34 protein-coding genes are annotated in these 25761 nt (G+C 42.9%); 27 read left to right on the plus strand and 7 right to left on the minus strand.

All coding sequences use genetic code 11. The annotated features are described in order from the left end of the window. Positions 1–11 precede the first annotated feature (11 nt). Both ACSW3C_RS04885 and ACSW3C_RS04890 read left to right on the plus strand, forming a co-directional pair. On the plus strand, positions 12–833 hold the full coding sequence (locus ACSW3C_RS04885; protein ID WP_486561163.1) for a sulfurtransferase: 822 nt from the start codon (positions 12–14) through the stop codon (positions 831–833). Positions 834–836: 3 nt separating this feature from the next. After that, positions 837–1421, plus strand: coding sequence for a metallophosphoesterase family protein (locus tag ACSW3C_RS04890; RefSeq protein WP_486561164.1), 585 nt, complete (start codon positions 837–839; stop codon positions 1419–1421). 75 nt (positions 1422–1496) lie between these two features. On the opposite strand, the gene ACSW3C_RS04895 is transcribed toward ACSW3C_RS04890, so the two are convergent. After that, a complete protein-coding gene (locus ACSW3C_RS04895; RefSeq protein WP_486561165.1) occupies positions 1497–1880 on the minus strand; it encodes a ribonuclease HI family protein in 384 nt (127 codons plus the stop codon). Between the two features lie 130 nt (positions 1881–2010). On the opposite strand from ACSW3C_RS04895, the gene ACSW3C_RS04900 reads away from it, so the two are divergent. Beyond that, positions 2011–2199: a zinc-finger domain-containing protein gene (locus tag ACSW3C_RS04900; RefSeq protein WP_486561166.1), complete on the plus strand. Its 189-nt coding sequence runs from the start codon at positions 2011–2013 to the stop codon at positions 2197–2199. Positions 2200–2234: 35 nt separating this feature from the next. Here the strand turns inward: ACSW3C_RS04900 and ACSW3C_RS04905 are convergent, their stop codons facing one another. After that, positions 2235–2441, minus strand: a complete 207-nt coding sequence (locus ACSW3C_RS04905; protein ID WP_238080159.1) for a cold-shock protein — start codon at positions 2439–2441, stop codon at positions 2235–2237. A 229-nt stretch (positions 2442–2670) separates the two neighbouring features. Between ACSW3C_RS04905 and ACSW3C_RS04910 the strand changes: the two genes are divergently transcribed. The 7 genes from ACSW3C_RS04910 (at position 2671) to ACSW3C_RS04940 (ending at position 6174) form a co-directional block, all read left to right on the plus strand. After that, entirely contained in the window at positions 2671–2880 is a 210-nt protein-coding gene (locus ACSW3C_RS04910) for a hypothetical protein (RefSeq protein ID WP_486561167.1), read from the plus strand. Positions 2881–3202: 322 nt separating this feature from the next. After that, positions 3203–3799 carry a hypothetical protein gene (locus ACSW3C_RS04915; RefSeq protein ID WP_486561168.1) on the plus strand — a complete coding sequence of 199 codons (597 nt, stop codon included), beginning with the start codon at positions 3203–3205 and terminating at the stop codon, positions 3797–3799. Positions 3800–3882: 83 nt separating this feature from the next. Further along, complete coding sequence (locus ACSW3C_RS04920) at positions 3883–4008, plus strand: hypothetical protein (protein ID WP_486561169.1); 126 nt, start codon at positions 3883–3885, stop codon at positions 4006–4008. A gap of 389 nt (positions 4009–4397) precedes the next feature. Further along, positions 4398–4829 (plus strand): hypothetical protein, encoded by a 432-nt coding sequence (locus ACSW3C_RS04925; RefSeq protein ID WP_486561170.1) that lies wholly within the window; start codon positions 4398–4400, stop codon positions 4827–4829. A gap of 40 nt (positions 4830–4869) precedes the next feature. Next, positions 4870–5265 carry a hypothetical protein gene (locus ACSW3C_RS04930; RefSeq protein ID WP_486561171.1) on the plus strand — a complete coding sequence of 132 codons (396 nt, stop codon included), beginning with the start codon at positions 4870–4872 and terminating at the stop codon, positions 5263–5265. 36 nt (positions 5266–5301) lie between these two features. Next, entirely contained in the window at positions 5302–5934 is a 633-nt protein-coding gene (locus tag ACSW3C_RS04935; protein WP_486561172.1) for an HD domain-containing protein, read from the plus strand. Positions 5935–5961: 27 nt separating this feature from the next. Then, positions 5962–6174: a DUF4083 family protein gene (locus ACSW3C_RS04940; protein ID WP_486561173.1), complete on the plus strand. Its 213-nt coding sequence runs from the start codon at positions 5962–5964 to the stop codon at positions 6172–6174. 7 nt (positions 6175–6181) lie between these two features. Here ACSW3C_RS04940 and ACSW3C_RS04945 read toward each other — a convergent pair whose 3' ends face one another. From ACSW3C_RS04945 to ACSW3C_RS04955, 3 genes are all read right to left on the minus strand, one after another. Then, positions 6182–6523: a hypothetical protein gene (locus ACSW3C_RS04945; RefSeq protein ID WP_486561174.1), complete on the minus strand. Its 342-nt coding sequence runs from the start codon at positions 6521–6523 to the stop codon at positions 6182–6184. A gap of 68 nt (positions 6524–6591) precedes the next feature. Then, positions 6592–7131 carry a 3H domain-containing protein gene (locus tag ACSW3C_RS04950; RefSeq protein WP_486561175.1) on the minus strand — a complete coding sequence of 180 codons (540 nt, stop codon included), beginning with the start codon at positions 7129–7131 and terminating at the stop codon, positions 6592–6594. Positions 7132–7216: 85 nt separating this feature from the next. Continuing rightward, the gene (locus ACSW3C_RS04955; RefSeq protein WP_486561176.1) at positions 7217–7663 is read right to left on the minus strand and encodes a DUF4385 domain-containing protein; all 447 of its coding nucleotides are present in this window, start codon (positions 7661–7663) and stop codon (positions 7217–7219) included. A 248-nt stretch (positions 7664–7911) separates the two neighbouring features. Here ACSW3C_RS04955 and ACSW3C_RS04960 point away from each other — a divergent pair, with 248 nt between their 5' ends. From ACSW3C_RS04960 to ACSW3C_RS05020, 13 genes are all read left to right on the plus strand, one after another. Beyond that, positions 7912–9240: an MFS transporter gene (locus ACSW3C_RS04960; RefSeq protein WP_486561177.1), complete on the plus strand. Its 1329-nt coding sequence runs from the start codon at positions 7912–7914 to the stop codon at positions 9238–9240. 76 nt (positions 9241–9316) lie between these two features. Continuing rightward, positions 9317–9568, plus strand: a complete 252-nt coding sequence (locus ACSW3C_RS04965) for an NAD(P)-binding protein (RefSeq protein ID WP_486561178.1) — start codon at positions 9317–9319, stop codon at positions 9566–9568. Between the two features lie 91 nt (positions 9569–9659). Continuing rightward, positions 9660–10421 (plus strand): flavin monoamine oxidase family protein, encoded by a 762-nt coding sequence (locus ACSW3C_RS04970; RefSeq protein WP_486561179.1) that lies wholly within the window; start codon positions 9660–9662, stop codon positions 10419–10421. Positions 10422–10579: 158 nt separating this feature from the next. After that, positions 10580–11296, plus strand: coding sequence for a nicotinamide riboside transporter PnuC (pnuC, locus tag ACSW3C_RS04975; RefSeq protein WP_486561180.1), 717 nt, complete (start codon positions 10580–10582; stop codon positions 11294–11296). Positions 11297–11320: 24 nt separating this feature from the next. Beyond that, the gene (nadR, locus tag ACSW3C_RS04980; RefSeq protein ID WP_486561181.1) at positions 11321–12376 is read left to right on the plus strand and encodes a multifunctional transcriptional regulator/nicotinamide-nucleotide adenylyltransferase/ribosylnicotinamide kinase NadR; all 1056 of its coding nucleotides are present in this window, start codon (positions 11321–11323) and stop codon (positions 12374–12376) included. Positions 12377–12510: 134 nt separating this feature from the next. Then, positions 12511–12996: a CDI toxin immunity protein gene (locus ACSW3C_RS04985; RefSeq protein WP_486561182.1), complete on the plus strand. Its 486-nt coding sequence runs from the start codon at positions 12511–12513 to the stop codon at positions 12994–12996. Positions 12997–13059: 63 nt separating this feature from the next. Further along, positions 13060–13515, plus strand: coding sequence for an SRPBCC family protein (locus ACSW3C_RS04990; RefSeq protein ID WP_486561513.1), 456 nt, complete (start codon positions 13060–13062; stop codon positions 13513–13515). Positions 13516–13574: 59 nt separating this feature from the next. Continuing rightward, positions 13575–14492 (plus strand): NUDIX hydrolase, encoded by a 918-nt coding sequence (locus tag ACSW3C_RS04995; RefSeq protein WP_486561183.1) that lies wholly within the window; start codon positions 13575–13577, stop codon positions 14490–14492. Between the two features lie 627 nt (positions 14493–15119). Then, a complete protein-coding gene (locus ACSW3C_RS05000) occupies positions 15120–16022 on the plus strand; it encodes an ABC transporter ATP-binding protein (RefSeq protein WP_486561184.1) in 903 nt (300 codons plus the stop codon). Beyond that, positions 16003–17103 carry an ABC transporter permease subunit gene (locus ACSW3C_RS05005; RefSeq protein WP_486561185.1) on the plus strand — a complete coding sequence of 367 codons (1101 nt, stop codon included), beginning with the start codon at positions 16003–16005 and terminating at the stop codon, positions 17101–17103. Before ACSW3C_RS05000 ends, ACSW3C_RS05005 begins: the two co-directional genes overlap by 20 nt. A 31-nt stretch (positions 17104–17134) precedes the next feature. Continuing rightward, a complete protein-coding gene (locus ACSW3C_RS05010) occupies positions 17135–18409 on the plus strand; it encodes an ABC transporter permease subunit (RefSeq protein ID WP_486561186.1) in 1275 nt (424 codons plus the stop codon). Positions 18410–18484: 75 nt separating this feature from the next. Beyond that, on the plus strand, positions 18485–18616 hold the full coding sequence (locus ACSW3C_RS05015) for a hypothetical protein (protein ID WP_486561187.1): 132 nt from the start codon (positions 18485–18487) through the stop codon (positions 18614–18616). A 148-nt stretch (positions 18617–18764) separates the two neighbouring features. Next, the gene (locus tag ACSW3C_RS05020) at positions 18765–19496 is read left to right on the plus strand and encodes a hypothetical protein (RefSeq protein WP_486561188.1); all 732 of its coding nucleotides are present in this window, start codon (positions 18765–18767) and stop codon (positions 19494–19496) included. A 247-nt stretch (positions 19497–19743) separates the two neighbouring features. Here ACSW3C_RS05020 and ACSW3C_RS05025 read toward each other — a convergent pair whose 3' ends face one another. Together ACSW3C_RS05025 and ACSW3C_RS05030 are read right to left on the minus strand one after the other, a co-directional pair. Then, on the minus strand, positions 19744–21156 hold the full coding sequence (locus tag ACSW3C_RS05025; RefSeq protein WP_486561189.1) for a M20 family metallopeptidase: 1413 nt from the start codon (positions 21154–21156) through the stop codon (positions 19744–19746). A gap of 73 nt (positions 21157–21229) precedes the next feature. Next, complete coding sequence (locus ACSW3C_RS05030) at positions 21230–22657, minus strand: YfcC family protein (protein WP_486561190.1); 1428 nt, start codon at positions 22655–22657, stop codon at positions 21230–21232. Between the two features lie 280 nt (positions 22658–22937). On the opposite strand from ACSW3C_RS05030, the gene ACSW3C_RS05035 reads away from it, so the two are divergent. The 4 genes from ACSW3C_RS05035 (at position 22938) to ACSW3C_RS05050 (ending at position 25757) form a co-directional block, all read left to right on the plus strand. Next, positions 22938–23801, plus strand: coding sequence for a LysR family transcriptional regulator (locus ACSW3C_RS05035; RefSeq protein ID WP_486561191.1), 864 nt, complete (start codon positions 22938–22940; stop codon positions 23799–23801). A gap of 100 nt (positions 23802–23901) precedes the next feature. Beyond that, a complete protein-coding gene (locus ACSW3C_RS05040; RefSeq protein WP_486561192.1) occupies positions 23902–24099 on the plus strand; it encodes a hypothetical protein in 198 nt (65 codons plus the stop codon). Positions 24100–24213: 114 nt separating this feature from the next. After that, positions 24214–25437: a TolB family protein gene (locus tag ACSW3C_RS05045; protein WP_486561193.1), complete on the plus strand. Its 1224-nt coding sequence runs from the start codon at positions 24214–24216 to the stop codon at positions 25435–25437. A gap of 122 nt (positions 25438–25559) precedes the next feature. Then, the gene (locus ACSW3C_RS05050) at positions 25560–25757 is read left to right on the plus strand and encodes a hypothetical protein (protein WP_486561194.1); all 198 of its coding nucleotides are present in this window, start codon (positions 25560–25562) and stop codon (positions 25755–25757) included. Positions 25758–25761 lie beyond the last annotated feature (4 nt).

Here is a 25761-nt window from a genome sequence, read left to right on the forward strand (position 1 = left end):
GTGAAGGAATAATGACAGCTGTTTTTGTGACAGGCGAAAGCTTGAAAGGTCAATCTGTAAAGTGGATTGATGCACGATTTTCCTTGCAAGATCCTAACAAAGGACGCGGAGATTACGAAGCAGGACATATTAGTGGAGCCGTCTATTGGGATTTGGAGAAGGATCTCTCCGACATGTCCAAGCCTTCAGGAAGACACCCATTGCCGGATCAACAAGACTTGACGGAGTTATTTCGCAGGTCAGGTCTAGCGCTGGATGATCACATCGTCATTTATGATGAGGGAGGCAGCCCGTTTGCAGCACGTGCTTGGTGGATTCTTCAATATGCAGGCTTCACGAATGCCTCGATCTGTTTGGATGGATTTAACAAGCTGAAGGAAGACGGATTCCCGGTCGATCAGGAGATTCCGGAACAAGGACGGACAGATGTGGAGCCGACTTGGCAAGAACAATTATATGCATCCAAGGATTTTGTGAAAGAGACAGTCGATGGACATACAGGCTACACACTGCTGGACGCCCGATCGGCTGAACGATATAGAGGTGAAATGGAACCGATCGATCCAGTGGCGGGGCATATTCCAGGCGCTTTGAATTTCGATTGGGAGAAATTAAAGCAAAACGGAATGTTCGATATGCAAGCAGCTGTGAAAGAACAGCTACATGCAGTATCGAAAGCTGGCCAGCCTGTCATCGCTTACTGCGGAAGCGGCGTAACGGCTGCCCCGCTGTATGCCATGCTGAAGCATAATGGCTATGCGGATGTCCGGCTTTATGTCGGCAGCTATAGCGACTGGATTACGACAGAAGAGGTAGACAAAGAGGTGAAGTAAGTTTTGCGTTATGCAATCGTAGGTGATATCCATTCCTCCACTAAAGACTTAGAAGCCGTTCTAAAACAAGTGGCAGAAATTGCACCCGACGCCAAATTGGTCGGTACGGGTGATTTATTCGAATGTATGATCAGCAAAAGGAATATTACCGATTTCAAATATGAAAAAATGGAAGACGTCATGCAGTTACCGGAAGGCTTCCGTGAATTGTTAACATTTCCGTCCATCCGTGGGAATCAGGAAGAGCGAATTGTGTTCATTACAAAAACGGATGATCCGTTGCGCACGGAGCTGGAAAAGCTGCCGGAAACGATGCGAATCGGGGAGGCGTTTGTCATTCACGGTCATCAATGGCATTACGGGGACAATCCGTGGCAGAAGCTCTCGCCAGATTGGAAGCTCGTCTTTTTTGGCCATACGCATCGCTCGGAAATCTTCCGAAACGGCCATCCGGAATGCATTCGGTTCGGTGAGGAGTATGAAGTAGGTAGGGAACGTACCATCGTCAATGTCGGATCAGTCATTGAAAACAGGGAATGGGTTCTTTACGACGAGGATAATGCGGTGATACGTTTCATGAAAGCATAAAAAAGAGCTGCCAGGATGGCTAAAAACCATCGGGCAGCTTTTTTTCGTCACATCAAAAAATTGCCGAGTGGCATACTACCTTTGGATAGCCTGCCGTGCCAGTTCATCAGCTGCCCGATTTTCACTATCGGGAATCCATTTGATGAAAAAGTAATCAAACGTCTCAGCAATTTTCATTATTTGTGCCAAGTAGCCTTTATGGAGTTCGTTTTTTACGAATTGATTTTCAACTGCGGTCACGACAATTTTTGAGTCAGAACGGGCCGAGACGATTCCGGTTGTCAGCTTGGCTGCTTCCTCCATCCCCCGGAGAAGCGCTAAAAACTCTGCTGTATGATTATTCGTCGGTTCAATCGGTTCCGAAATCTTCAGAGCATGCCCTTCTCCTTTAATAAAGATCCCAATTCCGCTCTTCCCAGGATTCCCGGCACTCGCTCCATCCACGTATAATTCAATCATCGGCTCACCTCTTTACAATAGTTGCAATTGCTTGTGAAGCGTACTAAAATATAGGAACCCATTCGGTTTCAAATGAATATCGTATGGGCAGGCGACAAGTTTAATGTCGCAATAAAGCTGGAGGTTCTTTATGAATAAATTAACGGTCATGACTGAAATAAATGAAATGCTGGATACGTTTTGCGATGGCTGCTTCATCAAGAAACAGCTAGCCAAGGATTGTGGCAAGACAGGTGCCCATCAATTTTGCATCCAAACCTGCACAATCGGTGAACAACTAAAGTTTCTTGGAAACGAAATGAATAAATACACAGAATAAATCCCGCTGAAAGCACCTCAGCGGGATGATTGTTTTTATTCTTCGATTTTTAAGACATTCGCCGCTTGAGGCCCTCGGTTTCCTTCAATAATCTCGAAAGAAACAGATTGTCCTTCATCCAAGGTTTTAAAACCTTCTGCAACTATACCTGTATAGTGGACAAACACGTCTTCTCCAGAATCCGTTTCGATAAAACCATACCCTTTGTCATTGCTGAACCATTTTACTTTACCTTGGTACATGATTTTTCCTCCCTAGGCGTTTCGATGTCTTTACCATTATATACATGGATGACCTAACTATACATGATTCGACAGACAACGTCAATGAATTGTCTGACACCATTGAAAACTCTTTGGATGTCCAACCCTTTCCCATGTTATGATTATAAGTAGGTTGGCATTCATTGGAAAGAACAAATTGCCCAGAAATAATGCCGGCTTGTAAAAATCATTCGAAAAGGGGATTTGAATGGATCGGTTACTGGGGATATTATTAATTTGTTTAACACTGCTTACGGCTGCTATTATGTTTGGAATGGATTGGTTACTGCTGATTGTTTTCCTAATCGGCGCATTATTAGTCGTGTTCGGCGGAGAGCGAAAAGAACAGAAACAGGAATTTGTGTCGGACGAAGAGATCGAGTCTGAATTAGTGGATTCTACTAAAGACGAACACTAATACATATTGGGTGAATAAGCTCCATTAATAAGTTGAGAAAACATTACTTTATAAGTTGAAATAAATAACATATACCGTTGATTTCCTTCCGAGCGAACGCTTTCCGCGGGCACGGCTTCAGCCAATCGAACAACGAAGGGTTCGATTTGCCGTAACGCTACGCTTTTACTCGCAAACGCCGTTCTTCGTAACGACGTTCGCTGGAGTCGCCGCTCTGCACGCCAATCAACTTAATGAATAGGTAAAATAGTAAGTTTACCTTTTATAGAAAAGGAAGATATTTATGGTGATTATGTGAAAAATACCACTAAGGAGGACGACGTTGCGTAAAATAATAAACGGTGGTTTGTTGATGTTAATGGCTTTGCTGCTCACAGGGTGTGCAGAGAACCAAGGTAAATTAACGATTACACCTTATAAAATGAGTGAAAAAGAACTTGAGCTCATGAGTAAAACTGATGTGGAGCAAATTGATTTCTTTCATTTGAATGGCAGTTTGGGGAAGGATCATGATCTTCAGTTTTCAGTAGAGGTATATAAAAATGGGGAACTGGCAGGTGAATTGTTAAGGACTCACAGTGAAATTAATACCGAATTTGACAATACGCTCATTTCATTTGCCATTGAAAGATTTGAGGAAGATGAACAGCGAATCCTAAAGCTAGTTGCTGGCATTCCTTCGGGCAAAGTAACAACGAATTACGATAATAAGATGACTGCCTCCACTTCCACTAGCCTCATAAAGGAAAAAGTGCAATTGGAATTAGGTAAGCCTGTTTATTTATCTGCATGGGCTGGAACGACAAAAAATGAACTTGAAGTAATTGGCAGCTGGAATGGCGGTTTTCCTAAGGGGATGGAAGATAAAGAACTCGCCTTTTTATATAAAGTGGTATGGACTGATGAAATGACTGAATAACCACTGTATCATTGCATCTGTAAAGTTAATAACATACACATCTTTTTACTGTCATGTTCATTCAAAAAGGGGAATCAGTTGGATTGGATATTTACAAGCAATTTAACCGTTTACTGCAAGATGATAAATTAGAAGAGATTGTTGAGTTACTTTATGATTTTAAGCATTCCAAAAGATTAACGACAGATGAAATGGGCTGGGGGTATTAGAATATATCTGACGCCTATGCGCTTCAGAGAAAACCGCAGATAGTTTATGACAATCACATTCAATTTGTCAAATGGGGGAAAGAGGTGTTATTTCCTGGTTTGTTTCTGATGCGACTCAAGCTTTGACTCTTTCCTTAGGAAACTATTTCGAGGAATGGTTTGATTGGTATGTATATGCCTGTCAGCACTCTACCCGAACTGAAGAAAACAGGGGAGTTCGGTTTGAGAGTCATCGGGTTGCCATAGGGTCACTATTAAAACTGAAAAAGCTCTCTCCCATTGAAATTCCATTCAGCCATATGTACCAATTGTTACAAGAGGATCATGACTGGGAGAATCAAACCTTTGCTTCATTCACTTATCACACGCTATTGTTAGAGAAAGCTTTCTTGGCAAATGAAGAGGACCTGATACATGACGTGTCAAGAAAGATAAGAGAGCTGCTTGAAAAAGAAGTGAAGGCGATACTTAGTTCAAGTGCGAAGGATAACCAAAGCTATTTTGCTTTAGGAAGCTGGTGTGATTTGAACACCTCCCGGCAGGCGAAAGACTCTCTGGCTGTCCTTCTGTACAACTTGGGATGCACGTACCATACAATTGGCAAGTATGAAGAAAGCATTGACATGTTACGGATTGCCCTGGACAATAAGGCGACTGTTACAAATTACGGTTTGGCATTCTTCCTATCATCCATTTGGAAAGCTGGCGGAACAAGCCGAGAGGTGATTGACGCATTTCATACCTATTCATCTGATGGAACAGCAATCGATGATTTATTTCAATATGCACCTGATTTAAGCAGCGTCGTTTCTCTTTCGTAATCGTGCAGGAACATTAGCTGAAAGAGAGGAGAACACAAGGATGGTATCCAATCTTGATAAAATGCAATCCGTAGAATCGATGCAATCCACACTACGTAAACTAGAAAATTCAAAGAAGAAAATGATGCAAAAAGGAGCCAGCACCAAGTTGGTTTCAAAAAGACTTCAAGCAATCGAAATCGGCCTTGCCTTGCTTGAGTACAGGTGGGATTCCAAACCTTTTTATAGTTCCCGAGAAGATATAGTGGCTGCCCGGGAAGTATTGGATGGTTTAATGCCATCACTTCAAAGCATGTACGTGAAATCAAAACCGGGGAGTCCCCAAAAAACTCTGTTAGAACGAAGAATAAAAGCAATCGAACCATCGATAGAGATAATGAAAGAAATTCTTAATGACTCAACTATCGACAAGTTCATAGAAAATGCTGAAGAATAATAAAACCGGCATCTTAGAAATGAAAGGTGATAATCCATGGAAAAGTTACTACTACAATGTGAACAGCAGGTACGATCTATTTACGAGGAATTTGATGCAAGTCACGATTTTGATCATATCGAACGAGTAAGGAGAAATGCGGAATCGATCTGTAAAACGATGCCTGAGGCGGACAAGATGATTGTTCAGCTCGCCGTCCTTTTGCATGATATCGATGATCCGAAGTATCGGACGGATGAATCACAGACGCCTCAAGATGTTCTGTCAAGCATATGCGCAAGTTCTGAAACGATACAGCGAGTTGTCGAGACGATTGAGAGTGTGTCCTTCAGCGGTGGCCAATCCAAAGAATTGAAGTCAATTGAAGGGGCCATCGTCCGTGACGCTGACCGTCTTGATGCCATTGGAGCGATCGGAATCGCCCGGACGTTTGCCTACGGCGGGGCGAAGGGGCGCAAGCTGTATGACAAAGCAGAATCAGCACGCCTTTCCATGACGGAAGAGGAATACAGAACAAAAAACACGGCTTCTGTCACTCATTTCTATGAAAAGTTACTCTTGTTGAAAGATCTGATGGTGACGGAAGAAGGGAAGCGACTGGCAGAAGAGCGACATGCCTTTATGGTGGAGTTTCTTGACCAACTTGATCGAGAAGTCGGATTACGGTAATTTAACTTGCAGTAAGGAGAGGATAAAGTGACTTCGACAAATACCGTTTTTCATTTTGGAGATATCTTTTTTACAATCGTATTTCTATTGTTAGTCATTCTGTTTTTTGTATCACTGATACTCTTCATCCAGTCACGATCCAGAAATCAAAAAAAACAAATCATGCAGACCGAAAAGATGGAACAAAAATTAGATCGGATCATCGATTTGCTGGAACAAAATGAGAAGAAGCTAAAATAGTACTGTATTATGGCTCGGAGATGAATCCTTTCCCGATCACGGTCTTTTTGTCTGAACCAACAAATACGGAGAGTTCCCCTGAATCCGTTTCCGTGTTGTGAAATGTTACGATATAAACTTCATCCTGCTCATAGTCTTTTTCAATAAATGGCTCAATTTCTTCTGTTACCGGAACTTTCTTGACGGTCGAATCTTTTGGGCTGACAGGGATGAGCTGTTGTTCTTCTTCCGTTAAGCTCTCGAAGGCAACGAGTTCAATCGGGACTTCGTATTTTGTTCCTGCCAATTGGCAACCGGTTAACATTATAACAAGGAAAACTAATAGTAAGTGTTTTCTTTGATGGATCAACCCATTTCTCCTCCTTTTGAAATGAAATGACTTTGTAAATATATTCAACGTAAAAAAGCGGAAATCCTTCATTCCACAAGGATTCCCGCTTTTTTTAATTCCGCCATGGCGTCCGTAATTTGCTCTTTCCTGTCTGCGATAACAGTATGTAGATGAATGCCGTCTTCGGATAGATTGGATAAGTAAGATGCCTTCGCATCTTCGATCCGCCGGAGGAATTCTTTCACGTCCCGCCGGTTGCTCACCATGATTGATGCATTCAAGTCGCCGTAGACAGGGTGTTCCACTTTTACATCTTTTACTGTTACACCGTGGTCGACGAGGATGTTTAATTCTTCTTCTGTCTGTTCGGGTGAATGCCTGCAGACGAGCACTTGCTCGAATTTTAGACCTTCAGGCGATTCCAGCAAGTATATGTATCCTTGGCTCGTTGCCACAATAGGCTCGTTTTTTGCTTTCAGCAATGTTATGTCACCTACGATAACTTGGCGGCTGACATTCGTCAATTCGCCGAGCTCTTTGCCCGTCAACGGCTTATTGGAGTTTTGCAGGGTCTCTAGTAAAAATTGCCGCCTTTCGTCCCCCGTCATTTTATCATTTTGATTCATCGATTTCCCTCCTTGCCCCATAGTGTAGCACAAAAGAGATGCATTCATCACTGAGAACTTTCATGTTCTGACGTCTCAGCATAGCTTATCCATACGTTTGCTGGTGAGCTTTCTTCCTCTTCAAATAGTCTTCGTCCTCTCTGATTTTATCCCAGTAGGCTTTGAATATGTCAGCCGATTTCGCTTTTTCCGGATCAATCTGTCGCTGTTTTACCGTGCCATCCTCATTATATTTGCGTCCTCCTTTATAATTTGTATACCGCCTGGCCCGTGTATAGCCCATTTGAATGAATTTCCGAGCCATATCCATCCCGACAAAATCGTCCTGTTTCTGGTACTCCTCGAACAGCTCCATAATCTTCTCAGCCGATTCCTTGGCAATTGCAGGTGTTTTAAATCGCCAAAAGGGCAAGATTTCACTTTTATATGGTTCTACTAATAAAACCCCTTGTTCACCTTTTCCTACTCGATAAAGCTCAGGATGCTTTCGGAAATCGAGCTTGTCGTAGTCAAGATTATAATCAAACGGCATAGCAAGGCCACCTCCTCTATGTAAAAGGAATGTACCCCTTTGCTACTAGTTAAAACAAGATGTCATATTGTCAATCCACGAGAAGCATGACATAGTTAAGTACAGAGCCCTCGAAAGTGTTTCGTTTTCACAGTGTTTCTTAAGCTGGAGATTTCGATAGTTGCCCGACATAGTTGTTAATGAAAGAATTCTTCCTCTATGTTACTCAATAAGAATTTTAATTAGGTAAGAAAGGGGAGTGGCTTCCAGTGAAAGATCATACAAAAAAAGCAGTTGCTCATTCTGCATTGATACAAAACTACGTGAGTTCGTTAGATAAACAACAGCAGTTGTATAAGCGAACATTATTTGTTGTAGTTCTTTCCCAAATTTTTGGTGGCGCTGGTCTTGCTGCCGGCATTACAGTAGGAGCGCTTTTAGCCAAGAACATGCTAGGTACAGATAGTATGACTGGCCTTCCAACAGCATTATTTACATTAGGATCAGCGGGCGCAGCACTGCTCGTCGGGCGACTTTCACAGCATTATGGACGCCGTTCAGGACTGGCAGCCGGCTTTTTGATTGGAGGAGCCGGTGCAATTGGAGTCGTTCTCTCGGCATTAACCAATAATGTTTACTTATTATTTGTCTCCCTCTTAATTTATGGAGCTGGTTCAGCCACAAATCTACAAGCACGCTATGCGGGGGCGGACTTGGCGACTACCAAACAAAGAGCCAAGGCGATTAGTGTGGCCATGGTGTCGACCACATTGGGTGCAGTCGCTGGTCCAAATCTGGTAGATGTCATGGGTGGGGTTGCTGAATCAATTGGCATACCATCTCTAGCTGGCCCCTTTTTGCTGGCTGCTGCGGCTTACATATTTGCCGGTTTAATACTATTAGCTTTCCTTCGGCCGGATCCTTTGCTAATTGCGAAAGCAATCAATGAGCAAAAAGCTGCCAACGAATCCAGCAATGAGGGACAATCCAATCGTTTAACGCTAAACAAAAGGGGTGTTTTTGCCGGAGCCGCCGTTATGATATTGACTCAATTTGTTATGACAGCGATTATGACGATGACTCCCATCCATATGGGGCATCATGGACATAGTTTGCAAGCAGTAGGACTAGTGATTGGATTTCATATAGGAGCCATGTTTTTACCTTCATTAGTCACCGGGTATCTTGTTGATAAAATCGGGCGCGTAAAAATGGCCATCGGTTCTGCTGTAACGTTACTTGTTACAGGTATTTTAGCTGCAAGCGGCTCTGGCGAATCAATGGCAATGCTTGTAACCTCCCTCATTTTGCTGGGTCTTGGATGGAATTTCGGTTTAATAAGTGGTACGGCCATGATTGTGGATGCTACTTCACCGTCCAATCGGGCAAAGACGCAGGGCTCAGTAGATGTAGGAATTGCGTTATCTGGTGCGCTTGGTGGAGGATTGTCTGGAGTCATTGTAGCCCAATCAAGCTATGCTGCACTTTCAATTTTTGGCGGGGTATTAGCTTTGCTGCTAATTCCTATTGTAATTAGGGCAAGCATCGATAATAAAAAGAAATCCAGTCAATTGGACACGTCCGAGAAAACCATTTAATCTGCAGATTGAGAAAGCTCCAGAGACAGTTTAGGTATTCAAGTTCGTTCATCTAAAGTTAGAAAGAGGAAGGTATATGAAACATCCGATCATCATAATTGGAGCAGGTGTAAGCGGCCTTTGGACAGCCTCGCTGTTGACCAAACAAGGCATTGCATGCAGGCTGCTGGAAGCGAGAGACCGGATCGGCGGCAGGGTTCTAAGTATTTCAGATGCGAACAGACCAGACCTTGGCCGATTTGACCTCGGGCCGACTTGGTTTTGGCCGCAATACGAGCAGAAGATCAGTCGTCTGGTGAAGGAATTGAATGTTGTGACGTTTGTTTGATCAATATACGAAAGGTGTTTCATTGGCTGAACAGTCTCTGAATGAAGCCCCAAAACACTTTACACTACCAGAGAGCGTGAGTGCAAGGTCAGTGCGTATTAGAGGTGGCGTGCAGACTCTCATTAAAGCAATATCGGACACAATTCCGCCGGAAACTATTGAACTTGGTACAACAGTGTCGGCAATTCGGCAACAATCAGCGGGTGAATTCTCAGTTCAGACAGTGCTTGCGGATGGAACAAGTAAAGAATTTATGACAAGTGCTATCATCCTGGCGTTGCCGCCTCGAATGGTTGCTCGTCACATTGAATTTTCACCACCACTTCCACCGAAACTGTTGGCGGACCTTGCAAGAAAACCGACATGGATGGCGAGTCATGCGAAAGTAGTTGCCGTGTATGAACGTCCTTTTTGGAGAGAAGTCGGCCTCTCGGGAAACGCTACAAGCTGGGTTGGCCCATTACAGGAAATACATGATGCGTCTCCTGAAACGGGTTCAGGTGCATTGTTTGGCTTCTTTGGCTGGCCGGCAAAACAACGCCAAGAGATCGGTCAGGAGGAACTTCTCAAATTGGTAACGAGTCAACTGGTAAGACTCTTTGGACCAGTAGCTCTCAATATGAAAGCCATGCTCTATAAAGATTGGTCAACAGACGCCAACACGGCGGTTGAGGAAGACTTGGATCGTCTCCACGACTTTCCTCAATATGGGTATCCGCCCGATACAGGGATTTGGGGAAAGAACCTTATTTTTGCAGGAACCGAAACGGATCCACAGTTTGGCGGACATTTAGAAGGAGCATTGCAGGCAGCTGAGAAAGCAGTTGCTAAAATAGTGAATATAACTGATTAACTGAAGTAATCCAGTTGACCAAACTCTCATCAAGCAGTTTCCAGCTGCTTCGATGAGAGTTTTTTTATTTTAAATATCAGTTGACAATACATAGATACAAACATATACTAAGTATAGATAGTAACAAAATAAAACTAAGTAAAAGGAGAGGGAAAATTATGGCGGAGAGAATGAAGGGGTACTTGGCAGAATGGTCTGTTTTCGAAAAAGCATGGGTAGTCATTTTCACAGGCATCACAGTCTATTTGTATTTTGCTTTTCAGGATACATTACTTGGATTGATCAGTTCGATAGCTGGCATGTTGTGCGTCGTACTAGTGGCAAAAGGGAAGGTGTCAAACTATGTTTTTGGAATCATCCAGACGGTAACATACGGCTATATCGCGTATGGATATGGGTTATACGGAGAGTCGATGTTGAACTGGCTGTTTTACTTTCCGATGCAGTTTATAGGGATCTGGCTCTGGATGAAGCATTATAAGAAAAAAGAAGAGTCCGAGCAAGGTGAAAATGTGTATGTTAAGAGATTGAACTTGAAAGGTTGGATGATGGTTATCGGGGCCTTCGCAATCGGAGCATTTGTCTACGCTGAAGTGTTAACGTTGCTCGCGGCACAGCAAGTCCGGATTGACAGCATGGCAGTCGTCCTTTCGGTCATTGCTCAAATACTAATGGTTCAGCGATATGCGGAACAATGGGTGATCTGGATTTTAGTGAATCTCCTCACCATCTCATTGTGGGTGATAACAATGGTCCAGACGGGAGGCAACGATTGGAATATGGTCATTATGTGGACGGCATTTCTAGTCAACTCCGTCTATGGTTATAGAAACTGGCTGAAATTATCGAAGGTGCAAGTTGTGGTAGACAAATAATTAATGATAAGGGAGAAGATGACGATGACGAATGTAAATAATACAGCAGAGCAAAAAATAGGACACTATGGTGGGAAATTCATTCCGTTTCATAAAGGACATTTATATGCCATTACAAAAGCAGCTGCACAAGTAGACCACCTGTATGTGCTCGTCAGTTATCACGAAGAACGGGACAGAAAATTATGTGAGGATGCGGGGCTCGACTATATTGATTTTCGCAGGCGGCAGCAGTGGATTATGACTTCTGTGAAAAACATGCCGAATGTAACCGTTTTGGCAGTAGAAGATCCTTATACAGAGGATATGGAATACATGTGGCTCGAGGGCGGACGGAGAATGATTGAAATGATCCCTGAGAAAATCACACATATATTCAGTTCAGAAAGCGAGTATGACTATTGGTTCAGGAAGATTTATGGGGAGGATATTCATCATGTGGTTATTGATGAGGCGCGGGAAATTTTTCCGATCAGTGCCACGAAGATTCGGAATGAGGGAGTCTTTGCAAACTGGGATATGATTCCCGAGGCGGCGAAGCCCTATTATACGAAGAAAGTTGCTATAGTGGGAGTAGAATCATGCGGGAAATCCACGTTAACACGGAATTTGGCGCAGCTATTCGGCACTGAATATGTGGAGGAATATGGACGGACAGTCAGTGAGGAGATTGGTGACGGCAGTTCATTGCTCACGGAAGAACATTACAAGGAAATCGTCTTTGGCCATAAACATATGGAGTTCCAGAAAATCAAGAAGGCCAATAAACTACTGTTTATCGATAGCGAGGCAGTCGTTTCACAATATTACGCGAAGATGTACTTGGGGCAGGAACTGGAGTTCATCGAAGGGGTCATCCAGTCGCAGGATTATGATCTGTATTTATTTTTGGAGCCTGACGTGAAGTGGGTAGCGGATGGATATCGGACATTCAGCGATCCGGAAGTGAGAAGAAAGACGAATGAGGTGCTAAAGCAAATGTTTGATGACCGGGGAATTAAGTACGTGACGGTTAGCGGGAATTTTGAGGAACGGCTTGATCGGGCGATTGAGCATATTACAAAGCTGATAACGAAGTAGTAGGAGAAGGGTTCTCTGGGACCCTTCTTTATTTAATATAACTATTGTCTAAAAAGATTAGTATTATTAATATAACCTCGTTTATTTAAAGGAAATAAACGTGTTGTATTGGTTTTTTAGAGAGGAAATAGCGAATGCATAGAGAAGAAAGAAAAAGGCGTTTAGAAGAATTACTATCAGCAAGAAAAAAGAACGAAGAAAAATTGGAAAACGAACGGCGAATTGCGGAAATACGAGAACTGTTCCTTCCTGACGAAGAAGTGGAGATATTGGATGCCATAGAAAGCAAACAGGTTGAGATTGAGATGACCGACAGATTTCCGATTGCTTGGTATGGAAGAATTGATTGGGACAAAATGAGCAATAAAACTGTTCTAGCTTATGAAGAACTTCAATATATTACGGATATTCTCTCGGGGCACGATTTGGATCATACGTTACCAGTCTATGTTATTGTCGGAATACACGGATACCCTCTAGTGAAGACTTCCTTAACGACAACAATGAAGAGTATGGAAGAGATTATGTACATGGGACCAGATCAGTATATTTACTGTCCCTTATCTAATTATGTGATTGAGTTTTTCCATGATGATGTGATAACTTTGGGCTGGCTTTAACTTAAGTAGTAAGTTGCGCTGGTCATTGAATCCAAAATTGATTACAAGAAAGGTACATAAATGATGCCCATCATAAAATACGATATTTTTATAAATGCACCTATCCATATGTGTTTTGATCTTTCGAGAAACGTGGAGATCCACATGGAAACAACATGCAAAACAAAGGAAAGAGCGATTGCTGGTGTGACAGCGGGCCTTATGGAACAGGGTGATACCGTTACTTGGGAAGCCACCCACCTAGGAGTAAGACAACAATTAACTGCTAAGATTATTGAGATGGACAAACCATATCAATTTACGGATGTGATGGTGAAGGGAGCCTTTCATTCATTTACACATACACATGAATTTATCGAAAGTGGATCAGGAACTATTATGAAAGATACCTTCTCTTACAAATCTCCTCTTGGCATTCTGGGCGTCATAGCTGATAAATTGTTTTTGGAAAAGTATATGAGGAACTTTATTGAAAATCGCGCGAAAGAGTTAAAACGGATAGCTGAAAAAAAGTTGTAATTAAATAAAGATAGTATTAAGATGCAACTAAGTGATACTTCGGAAAGGGGTAGATGTCAATGGAAGAACGGGACTTACAGAATTTGAGTGAACGGGACTTTATCGAGCAGTATCGAAAAACGGAGAAGGACAAGTATGAAAAACCATCCGTAACAACGGATATGGCCATATTCACGGTAGCGACGGAAAAGGCGACAGATAAAAGGAAAAAGGCGGAGAAAGAATTGCAGTTGCTGCTCATTCGGCGGGGAGGTCATCCATATAAGGGAGACTGGGCGTTAGCAGGCGGCTTCATGGGGATCGATGAGGACCTGGATACAGCTGTGCAGCGGGAACTGAAAGAGGAAACGGGAGTAGACGGTGTCTATGCGGAACAACTTTACACCTGGAGTGCGGTAGATCGGGACCCTCGAATGCGTATTGTCAGCGTCAGTTATTTGGCGCTCGTCGATCAGGAGAAGTTGCCTCCTCTGCAAGCTGGCGATGATGCCGAGGAAGTAAGATGGTTTACTGTCAGGGATCAGATCGTTGATAGCCACGACGAGCTTGATGGGGAAATCATGAGGCGGACCGAAAAGATAAAACTGGAGCTACTTTCTGATGCTGTCAATATTTCGGCAATAGTGGAGAAAGTTACAGAGACGGATCAAGCGAATACGAAAACAACTACTATTATTATTGAACGAAATGGCATTGCCTTTGACCATGCTGAAATTATCCTCTACTCTCTCGAGAGGTTGCGCGGCAAAGTGAATTACACTAATATCGCTTTCAATTTGGTGGGGGATGAGTTTACACTGCCCGACTTGCAACAGGTCTATGAGGTGATCTTAGGCAGGGAATTAAACAAAGTCCAGTTTCGCAGGCATGTAGAAGACATGGTCATTGAAACAGGCAAGGAAATCAAGACAGGTGCCTACCGCCCTTCCAAGCTGTATCGGTACAATGTTGGCTGGGTGTATGATCAGTGGAAATGAAGGAAGGTTTGTATGGAAGAAGTAATAGAGAAGGCGTGGCGAGTTAATTAACTCACTGCGCTCTTTTTTTATGAAATTTGAGGAGTGGTCATGACAATTGTGGAAATAAACGATCGGTTAGCCGGCAGATACGAGAGGTTGGAAAAATAAACGATCGGTTAGCCGGCATATACGAGAGGTTGGAAAAATAAACGATCGGTTAGCCGGCAGATATGAGAGGTAGTAGAGATATACGAGCGGTTAGCCGGCAGATATGAGAGGTTGGAAAAATAAACGATCGGTTAGCCGGCAGATACGAGAGGTTGTAGAAAAATACGATCGGTTAGCCGAAGATACAAGAGGTAGTAGAGATATACGATCGGTTAGCCGGCAGATACGAGAGGTTGTAGAAATAAACGATCGGTTAGCAGGAGATACCAGAGGTTGTAGAAATAAACGATCGGTTAGCCGGCAGATATGAGAGATTGTAGAGATATACGAGCGGTTACACAGAAATGATATACGACCTGTCACAACGGAGGCAAGCCTCCTTTACCGGTAAAAATAAAAGATTTGCCATAATGATCAGAATTTATGGTAGGATAGTTTAATAGATATACATTTTTTACAGAAAGAGGGGATGGGCAAATGGGGATACTTTCAGTACAGGGTTTGACGAAAGTTTATAAGAGTCATAAAGTGCTCGATAACATTAGCTTGACCATTGATGCGCCTGGCATCTGGGCTCTTGTCGGACCAAACGGAGTGGGGAAGACGACATTTTTAAACGTTGTCACAAACATTCTACCAGCAAATTCAGGGACGGTTGAATTGGTGGGAAAGACGAATAAAGACTCATCGGTTTTCAAGGAAGTTGCTTTTCTCCAGGATAATACGGTGTTGTTTGATTATTTAACAGGATATGACCACTTGAAATATATTAGTGACGTACAAAAGATGCCCAAAGATAGAGTGAAGGAAGTCGCGGAGTATGTGGGCATGGAAGGCTATTTGAAGAAAACTGTTGGCAATTATTCACTTGGAATGAAACAGCATTTGCTGCTGGCGATGTCGCTTATCAACCAACCAAAGCTCCTGCTTCTAGATGAGCCGTTGAATGGCTTGGATCCGACAAGTGCCATATTAATGAGGAAAATCCTCTTGGAGCTTGCCGACAGTGGCACAACCATTCTTCTGTCGTCCCATAATTTAGCTGAAATTGATCGTGTTACTAAGCAAATACTGTTCCTAAAAGAAGGAAAACTGACGCAAGTTGATATGCATCAATTTGAGGATACATACTATGACATTTTGATTTCTGATCAGGAGCGTGCCAAGCGGGTGCTACTGGATAGTGGATATCAAGTTAATGAGGAAATCGGAAAGAGAGGCATCCGTCTTCATTTGGAAAGTGAACAGCTTGATGAGGTGATTGATTTGATCAAGTCGGAAGGGTTGCAAATTCTCGACATCCAAAAAGAAAAAACAGGATCAGAGAAATTATACAAAGAGATTTTTTCAGGAGCACCGTATGAAAAAAATCTTGTTTGAATGGAAAAAAATCAATCGTCTCAAAGTGTTCCCTATTTTTTTGCAACTGACATTCGTCTTTGTATTCGGCATATTTTTTTATAACCATATGTCACAGGGACAAATTGAAGTTAAGAAGATCGAATATTTTACAGAGCTGCAAAATGACTTGGAACAACAGCTTCTCAATGCAGAACAGCAGATGAAAAAGGGCAAGACCCAGAGTCTAAAAGCACAATTGCATTTTGGTGCCGAGCTTTCCACAAGATTGCAAGAATTGATTTATGCCATCAGAAGTCAGGACTGGCAAAACGAATTGCAGACAGAGATCGCAGTCTATGTATCAGCTATGGAATACACAAAGTTTGATGGCTCCTACTTTGGGGTCAGCATGGTCGACATGGAAAATACGATAAAATTGAATGAGGAGCTCCTGAAGAGGAACCTACGGAAGGAAGATTTTGATTTATCGATTCAAACCTCGATCTTTATGAAAAAAGTAATTTCGTTAGTTATGAATCCTGTCGGCTTTGTCATGTTGCTGTTTGTGTTAGGTCTTATCGTAACGAGAGAATTTGATGATAATAGCATCCGTCAAGTATTGACCTTGCCCATGACGAGAATCCAATATATGTTCATCAAATTTGCAACCATTATCAGTGGCGGTATCCTTTGGCTGGCCATCATTTTTGGTACTTCTTATGGGTTAGGTGAACTGCTTGGCCGATCAAAAGGGAATATTTTTCAATATCCAATTTATACGAGCCAAGATACATTTATCAGTTCTGGAGACTATTTAGTAGAAGCAGCCTTGTATGGTTTCAGCTTTATGGCATTCTCAGTTGGCTTGTTTCTCTTCATAGCGTACCTTTTTCAAAATACAATCGTTGCGTTCTCTGCACTGCTTTTTATCATTGCGGGCGGCTGGCTCATTGATAGTTACGGATTCCAAAGTCTTTATAATCCATTTACATATCAAATGGTAGACCAGGCTATATTAAGGACGCCGCAGTTTTTCCCTGGTGGCATTGCCGTGCTGTGCGTGGCACTAACACTTATGCTGGCAGCTACAATGATGCTTAACCGAAAGCGAGGAATGTGAGATGAAGCACTTTCTCTTTGAATGTAAAAAAATGATCAAAAAGAGATCGATATGGATCGCCCTGATTCTTTCGGTTGTGGCGATGTCCGGCTACTATTTCTTTAACTATTCCGTTGCGGAGCGCTTGCATATGACTCGCATGTTTGACTTGGAAAATAGCCAGATCGAGTTTCCCGAAAAGATTGCGGAAGACCGTCTTGCGCTGGAAGCAGCCGAAAAGGCAGGAGATAGTGCGAAGGCTCTTGATTTACAGCTGAGTATTGATATCTATGAAAAGATGCTTGCTGACAAAAAGTTTGATTTGGATCATATTACAGCTGGTAACTGGGCGGCCATTGTCCAAAAGCGATACGAACAGTTGGACCGTGATGTTGCCATTTCAAAGAGTCAGAACTATCCAGTGCATTCTATGATGGATCAGAAGGTCTCGATGTTCACTGTGAGGGCCACTGCTGAGGAAATGAGGTTGCTGGCTGAATCGGGAGATGAACCCTTTGTACAAATGAATACAATTACACCTTTCCATCCGACATTTTATGATCGATTTACAGGAAAGACGTTGGAATTATGGGAAGATACCACGAAACGCTATGGAATGCCTGGTTTTTATTTCTTATACCAAATCATACCTGCGTTTGTAATTCCATTTATTATTTTGATCGGGTGCTTTGTTTTCGGAAACAATGTGTCTTCCGAAGCGACCAAAAAGCGAAAAGGGCTGAACCTGTATGCCGTCCTGCCAGTTAATCGGCCCAAATTGTTTTTTGCTAAGTTTGGCAGCGGCTTGTTATTTACTCTTCTATTTGTTTTTTTGATTTTATGCGTACCGCTCCTTTCAAGCCTTTTCACAGCAGGTGTAGGCAGCTTGCAATTTCCTGTATTGATATACGATGGGCCGGGCGAAAGCCTGCTTGGATTAAAGAGTGCAAATATATTAAACGAATGGACAGATGAATTTCATTTTACTACGCTCGGGAACTACTTGGGGATGGTTCTGCTGATGACAGCGGCTCTCGTATTCTTGATGTATTCCGTCTATTTTCTGCTGTCGCTTTTTTTCAAAAACCCGAGTGTAAACGCTGCACTGCTGCTAATTGCCACTTTTTTCGGTATGACTGTGTTGCCAAAGTCGCCGTTTAATCCGTTTACCTATGTAGATTTGCATCGAGTCATTACCGGTGAATTTGCCGTCGCCCAGTTTAACGAGTCGATCCAGATAACGAATGGTCTGATGTTAGTAGGGGCATTGGGACTAGTATTGACTGTTTTAAGTTATGTGCGGTTCAGGCGTTATGTTGTGGAGTAAGCTGGGGAGACGGCATGTGAATAAAATAAGGTATTGCCAATAAGCAATGGAAAGTGTTGGGAGGGGAATGGTGATTTGGTTAAAACAGTGACTTTTTCGTTCGATAGTACCAAGTATCCTGGAGTAGCAGAGACAGAAACCTTTACATTGGATCAGTTAGGAATTGACTTGAATATGGATAAAAAAGAAATAGAGACGGAGTTGTAGCGTCTACTGGAGATGTGGGTTTGGCACAAACTGAATATCTCGTACAGTATAGTCTGGGATTCATAACAAAATTGACGATCTGTAGGTGCGTATCAAAAAATGTGTTACACAATCTATGACGAAATTGATGACTGGAGGTGATAGAAAAGTGAATCCTACAAAGATAATAAAGAAGATACTTCCTGTTTTTCTTATTTGTTGCCTGTTAACGGGAGTATTTCTCATTAAGACAAAGGCACAGACAATGAAGGGCGATGGGGTCACTTTTAGCGAGTATTTTCACCCGTACGATGGTCTCAAAGAAAGAGAACACCTTCGCTACTATGACCTTGCTGCAAGCGATGAGGTAACCTCTCCTTTATATGAGCAAATGAAGAGGGCCATCAATCAAATAGATACGGATCGACTGCCTTTTGAATTGAAAAAGGAAACGGGGTATCTCGTTACATCCACTACTAAATATGGTGAGCGGCTAAACCAAGTTCAAATCGGTTTTTTTAATCAGGATGATGCAAGACCAGGAGATTTTTTTATCATTTCAGCAACTGAAAGTGATCGGAATCCTTTGGAAGGAGTAACGATAGACGACAACCTTGATACTGTAGGCAACGAGCTCAAAAAAGCTGAACTCTTAAAGGGTGTGCCAATGTACCAGCAGATTCTCACTACGAATAGTGCATTGTTATACAGATATTATGACCTTGATGAAACGGAGAATCAGATCAGAATTGTCGGTACACAAGCAAATGAGTTTTATGCTTATTATGATGGATACATTTATCATGTTGGCTATTCGATCGATAGAGAAAAGAATGACAGTGACATGCAAGAAAAGATGTTCAACTTGGTCCGGGAGTATATTTTAGCAATTTCTGAATAAAAATGATTCGTAGTATTTCATTTGATAATTTTAAAGAGACACTCTTATGAGTGACTCGATACCATTAGATCATTCATTCAATAAGTGCATTGGATATAAGGAAAAGTTATATAAGGTTGCCGGCGGATCAAACTGTTTTGTAAGCTATTGCCAGAAATATTGTCCTTGGTGTACTTGTTTCATATTTAAATTAAATAGCCCAATCCCGTTTTAAACAATAGGGGATTGGGCTTTTCTCATCAATCGTTTACATCGTTTGAATCTTATACTTTTTAATCTCAGGAGGAATCGGGCACACATATTCCTCGCCGCCGCGCTGTTCAATCAATTCGGCTTTCGCTTTTTCCAAAATATCTGGATTATGAAGGACGTGGATCGCTGTTGCGGCCATGACCTTTCCTGCGTGGAGCATACCTTTATGTGCAACAGATGTCTTTCCAGTGGACACGACCTGCCATGTATGAAGTGGAGTTCCAATTGGTTCACATCCGACTAAAGCTTGAACTGTCGGCACGACCCAGCTCACGTCGCCGACATCGCTTGTGCCTGGCATTACTCCATTAGAAGGGATGAACGGATCTATGACATCTGCCAAGTCTTTTCCTTTTAGTTCTTTATTGACTTGCACATCTTTTCTTTTATCCGCTTCTGAAAGGGTCGCGCGGATGGCTTTAGCGAATTCCAATTCCTTTTCGTCGTATTGAGGCACTCCTAGAGCGACAAAGTTATCATACATGACCTTTTCCAACGTATTGTTTGGCAGGATATCGGAGGCAGCCGAAGCAAAATCGATTTCTACTTCGGTGCCCGTCATGAGTGCCGCCCCTCTCGCGATGTCGCAGACACGTTGATAAATTTCCTCCGCTTGGGCAACACGCGGAGCCCGAACGAAGTAGAGTACGTCTGCCTTCTCTTGGACGACATTCGGTGAGTATCCGCCTGTATTCGTAACGGCATAATGGATCCTTGCTTCCGGGATGACATGTTCCCGCAAATAGTTGACACCTACATTCATCAGCTCGACAGCATCGAGTGCACTTCTACCGAGGTGGGGGCTATCCGCTGCATGGGCGCTTCTTCCTTTGAAGCGATAAGAAACTTCATAGCAAGCGAGAGAGGACATCGACCATACGGCATGGCGCGACCACGGGTGCCAGCATACGGCAAAATCCACATCATCAAACAAGCCTGCTCGTACCATGAAAGTTTTTCCGCTGCCGATTTCCTCTCCAGGGCAGCCATAATATCGGACCGTTCCTTCCAGGTTGTTCTCCTCCAAGTAGTGACGGATCGCAATGGCGGCTGCCAATGCTCCGGTTCCGAGAAGGTTATGTCCACACCCATGGCCGTTTCCGCCTACTTCGACCGGATTGTAACTCGTTTCCGCTCCAGCTTGGCTCAAACCAGATAAGGCATCGAATTCGCCCAATACTGCAATGACCGGTTCTCCTTTGCCAAAGCTGCCGATAAAAGCGGTTTCGATATCGCCCACGCCTTTCTCAACAGCAAATCCTTCCTCTTCTAACGTTATACATAGTAAGTCGGCGGATTGAAACTCAACAAAGCCTGTTTCTGCGTATTCCCAAATCCGGTCACTGACAGAAATTAATTTCTCCCGTTTCTCTTCAATTATATTGGACAACATTTCGCGGTAGTTCATGATCATTCACCTCTGTAGAAGATTTGTTAAATAAATGGCGGTTTTGCACCTCCATGGACTATTCCTTTTCAAATTAAAACGGACCATATTGAATGGCTTGTGCAATCACTAAGAAAATCAACACGACGGCCACTTGGATTAGAACATACGGCAAAACCCATTTCACCCATTTGGAATAGGGGATGCCCATCATTCCTAGCGCCGCAAGCAGCAAGCCGCCTGTCGGAATGATCAAGTTCGATACGCCTCCGCCCATCACGGTCGCAAAGGCGGCGGTTTGTCTAGTCACCCCGACCAAGTCTGCAAGAGGGGCCATAATCGGCATGACCAGGGAGGAATGTCCGCTTCCAGATGGAACGATAAAGTGGATAAAGAAATTCGCTGCTCCCATACCTACCGCCGTAACACTTGGCGGAAGTCCTTCCAGTAGACCGGAAGTTACATATAAAATTGTATCCAAGAGTCCGCCTGCTGTAAGGACAACTAAAATGGTACTTGCCACACCGATGATCAAAGCGCCGGGAACCATTTCTGCGCATCCTTTTAGAAAAGCGTCTGTCATGTCGTTTCCTGAAAGCTTGCCGATGAGTCCCATGATGATGGCGCCTAATAAGAAAATTCCCACAATCTCACCGATATACCAGCCAAGGCTGATGACTCCATAAATAAGGGCGATGAAACAGCCCAAAAAGACAAAAAGTGAGATGGCATGTCTTTTGCTGATTTTGTAATTCGTATCAAATGTAATGCTTTCATTTGGATTAAATCTGCCATATTCGGCCAGTTCAGGGTTTTTCTCGATTTTATTGACATGCCGCAATATAAAGAGGACCGTCAAAATGTAGAAGATGACATAAATGGCAATACGCAAGCCGATTCCTGAATACAGAGGAAGTTCGGCAACAGATTGGGCCACCCCAATCGTGAAGGGATTGGTGATTCCTGAAGTGAATCCAGCGCCGATCATTCCTAGTACGACGATGGCAAGGCCTGTCAACGCATCAAATCCGAGGGCAATGGCCATTGGAACAACGATTGTAATGTAAACCAAGGTATCCTCAGCTGCTCCGATCAGCGTGCCGAGCAATGAAAAAATGAGTACCATCACAGGAATGATCAATTTTTTACGGGCACCGAACTTCTGAGCAGTAAATCGGATCAGCGCATCAATAGAACCTGTCGCTTGCATTATGCCGAGAGCGCCGCCGATGAGCAAGACGAATAGGATAATTGGAGCGGCGTTCACCATACCCTGGTGAAACGAGTTGAACATCTCGAGCAATCCAACGGGTGTTCGATCGACAAATTCAAATTTGGACGGGTCAATCAATGTTCGGCCATTTTCCTCAAATCTGGCGTATTTTCCCGCAGGAACGATATAGGTTAACACTGTAATGGCAGCAATGATGAGAAACATCAGAACGTAAGCACTGATTCCACTTTTTTTCTTTGGCTTCTTTTCTTCGCTGTTTGCATTCTTTAAAGGTTTGGCCATGCTCATCTGTAACACTCCCTAATCATTTGGTTTTTAACGTCTGCTGTGAACTATCCCTTCCTCCAACTAGTAGCGAAAGTCTTACCCGAGTATTCAAATAGACCCCCAATTAATTGAATTCTGAAAATATAATTGTCAACGCTTTCATTTTATCCTGAATTAGGGCGGATGATATTCAAAATAGGAATACTGCATATTATGATTCTGAATAAGTTCGGTTATAATATTTTAGAGTGATGTATCGTATAATTGGAGCTTTAGAACGTTGAAGGACAGGTGAGACTTCGTGGAGATTAGACATTTGCAGACATTTCAAATTGTAGTGGAAGAACAGAATCTGATCCAGGCCGCTATGCGTCTCAATTACTCACAACCGACGGTGACCAAACACCTGCAGCAATTGGAAGAGGAAATCGGCTTGCCGCTATTCGAGAAAGTGGACAATCGCCGGAAGCTGACGAAAGCCGGAGAATTTCTTTATGAGCATTCGAAGAATATCCTCAATGAACTCTTCATCCTTCAAATTGGAATGGAAGATTTAAAAGGAGAAAAACAAACGATTCGGGTTTGTGGCTTAGATGAATACTGCGATCGTTTTTTCCTGCCATTCATTCGAAGCTTTCAAAAAAAGAATCCCAATGTTTTATTTGATGTACAAGCAATCAACAGCAGTGACGATTCCTTGCAAGCGGTTATCCTCGATGAGTCGGACCTCGCAATTGTTGCCGGAAGACCGCTTAACACAGACATTACCTCTCAAATTATTGATTATGATGACCTGGTCCTCTTCGCTTCAAGCGATGTGGCTGCTGACCCAGCTAGGACAGAGGAGTACTTGGCGAAGTACCCGGTACTTGTCGATCATAACGCTCCCTTTATCAAGTTCGAAATCTTGAAAAAAGGAACCAATTTTTCAAACACTGTTCAATGCAACAGTGATGAAGCAATTAAAAATGCGGTGCTGCAGCATGAATACCTGGGCATCATCGGAACCGGCCGAATTAAAGAAGAAATCCGTTCTGGTGCTGTTACAGTTCTGGAAACGTATGCATCCAACAATCCGGTCAAACTCATTGTGCTGTCAAAAAAACTCGGCAACCCTGTTTTTCAAGACTTTTTCACTTCGTTTGGCAAGGCATTTCGGCTGTAATTTATCGATAGAGCCAGTTACATCTACATAAAAGCTAAGAGCAGAGATATATAAGGAGTCTTAGAATGGTAAGGCAACTGAATGTAAAGGGGAAATCTGAATGGAAGAGGAACTTTCGCAAAAAGTAAAAGATGAACTTGCAGATCGGTTAGGATTAGGGAAAACCGAACCCGTGAAAAGTAACCTGTTTCAAGGTGACTTCGGTTTTAGTATTGATTTTTCACTACTCATTCCGTTATTGCTACTAGTCGTAATAGCTGTTTTTCTAATTAAACGCAAAAAAAAGAGCAGTACTTAATTGGTGCATTCCCACACGATGGGTTTGCGCCTTTTTCATATGGATGGTTGAAGTAGGATAGTCGTTGTTCATTTGGGCAAGATACGGATGACCACTTTATGTAGGAGGATTGGCGTGAGAACCAGAATTTCATGTTTGCTGGCATTCCTTATATTTCAATTTTCGACGATGGCCAGTGCGGATGCTCCATTCACAGCTGCATTTATCCGCGATCATCAGCTTTGGATCAAAGAAGGGGATCAAGAAACGCAACTGACGAAGGATGGGTATATCTATTCACCGAAATGGTCGTATGACGGCCGCTTCATTGGCTATATTGATGGCGACGAAAAAGGGGAGAAGTCGGATTTATATATTTACGATAGGAAGGAAAAAGAAAGCTACCAATCGTATGCGCAAGTAGTCACCTCAGATTTTAAATGGGCCCCGAATAAAAATCAGATCGCTTATACGAATTATGGGATTTTGGATGTCACAAAAACCAAAAACGGGCGTCCGCAAGGATTTGAAAATGTCGCATTAGGTGTTAGTGACTTTGAATGGTTTCCAAACGGCAAGGAATTTATTGTTTCATCCAATTCAAACTTGCTTCCGACAGGATGGACGCCCGTTCCGCTATTTCGCATTCAGGCAGACGCAAATCTTTCGAAGGATAAAATAAAACCCTTCTATACAATTCCTACGAATGAGTCTGATTTGTTCGGGATTAGCGCCGAAGCCTTTAAATGGAGTCCAGATGGAGAGTGGGTTAGCTTTTTAGTGATACCGACTGCTTCCTGGGCGATGGACAGCAATACATTAAGTGTTTTGTCTTCACAAGGAACTAATTTTCAAGCTGTCGGGAAAATGTTGTCGTTTCAAGAGTGGTTTAAATGGTCTCCATCGGCCAATGAGCTCGCCTATATTTCAGGGGAAGGCCGATTCTTTGTGGAAAACAAGAATACGACGGTTTCAGAAATTCCAATTGCCAAGCAGCAGCAAGAATACACTCCTAAAGGCTTTGTGGATCTTGGTCTTGATTGGTTCTCCAAAGATTTGATTATTGTTGCCCGCGCGAAGGAGAATAAAGAGTGGAAAGAAGGGCCTGTCCCAACAATGTACACCTCCCTCTTTACGATCAACATCAGAACAGGTAAGCAGCATCAACTCACATTTCCCGGTGAAAATGAAATAGACGAACAACCTCAAGTCGTTGGCTCTTACGTGACCTGGTTTAGAAAGAAGTCGGGGCAAACAAAAGGGGATGTGTGGGTGAAGAATGGCCTGTCGGGTCAGGAGTTCATTTGGCTGAAAAATGTCGATGCGGCTCCCACTTTCTTTACACCAAAGCAAAAATGAGAACAGGGTGCAATTCCTCAGGGAGTTGCATCTTTTTTATTACAAAACTTTCCTGTGGAATTATTGACAAAAAAGGCGCCTTTGCTTTTCAATGAAGTAAAAGACATGTAGGGGGTGTTTGTTTGGGTTACATCATTGAATCCGTTCCGGGATGGGCTGGGATCCTTTCTACGATTCTCGTTATTCTTTGGTTTTATTTTACTTTGACGTTTTTTCAATATGTAAAAGCCGGCGACATGCGTCTTGCTAAACAGTCCAAGGCAGCGGCAGTTGGGTGTCTTGCGCTTGGTTTATTGATTCCTGCTTTCTACAGTTTGTAATAAG

It is taken from the genome of Sporosarcina sp. AD_1, assembly GCF_057373025.1.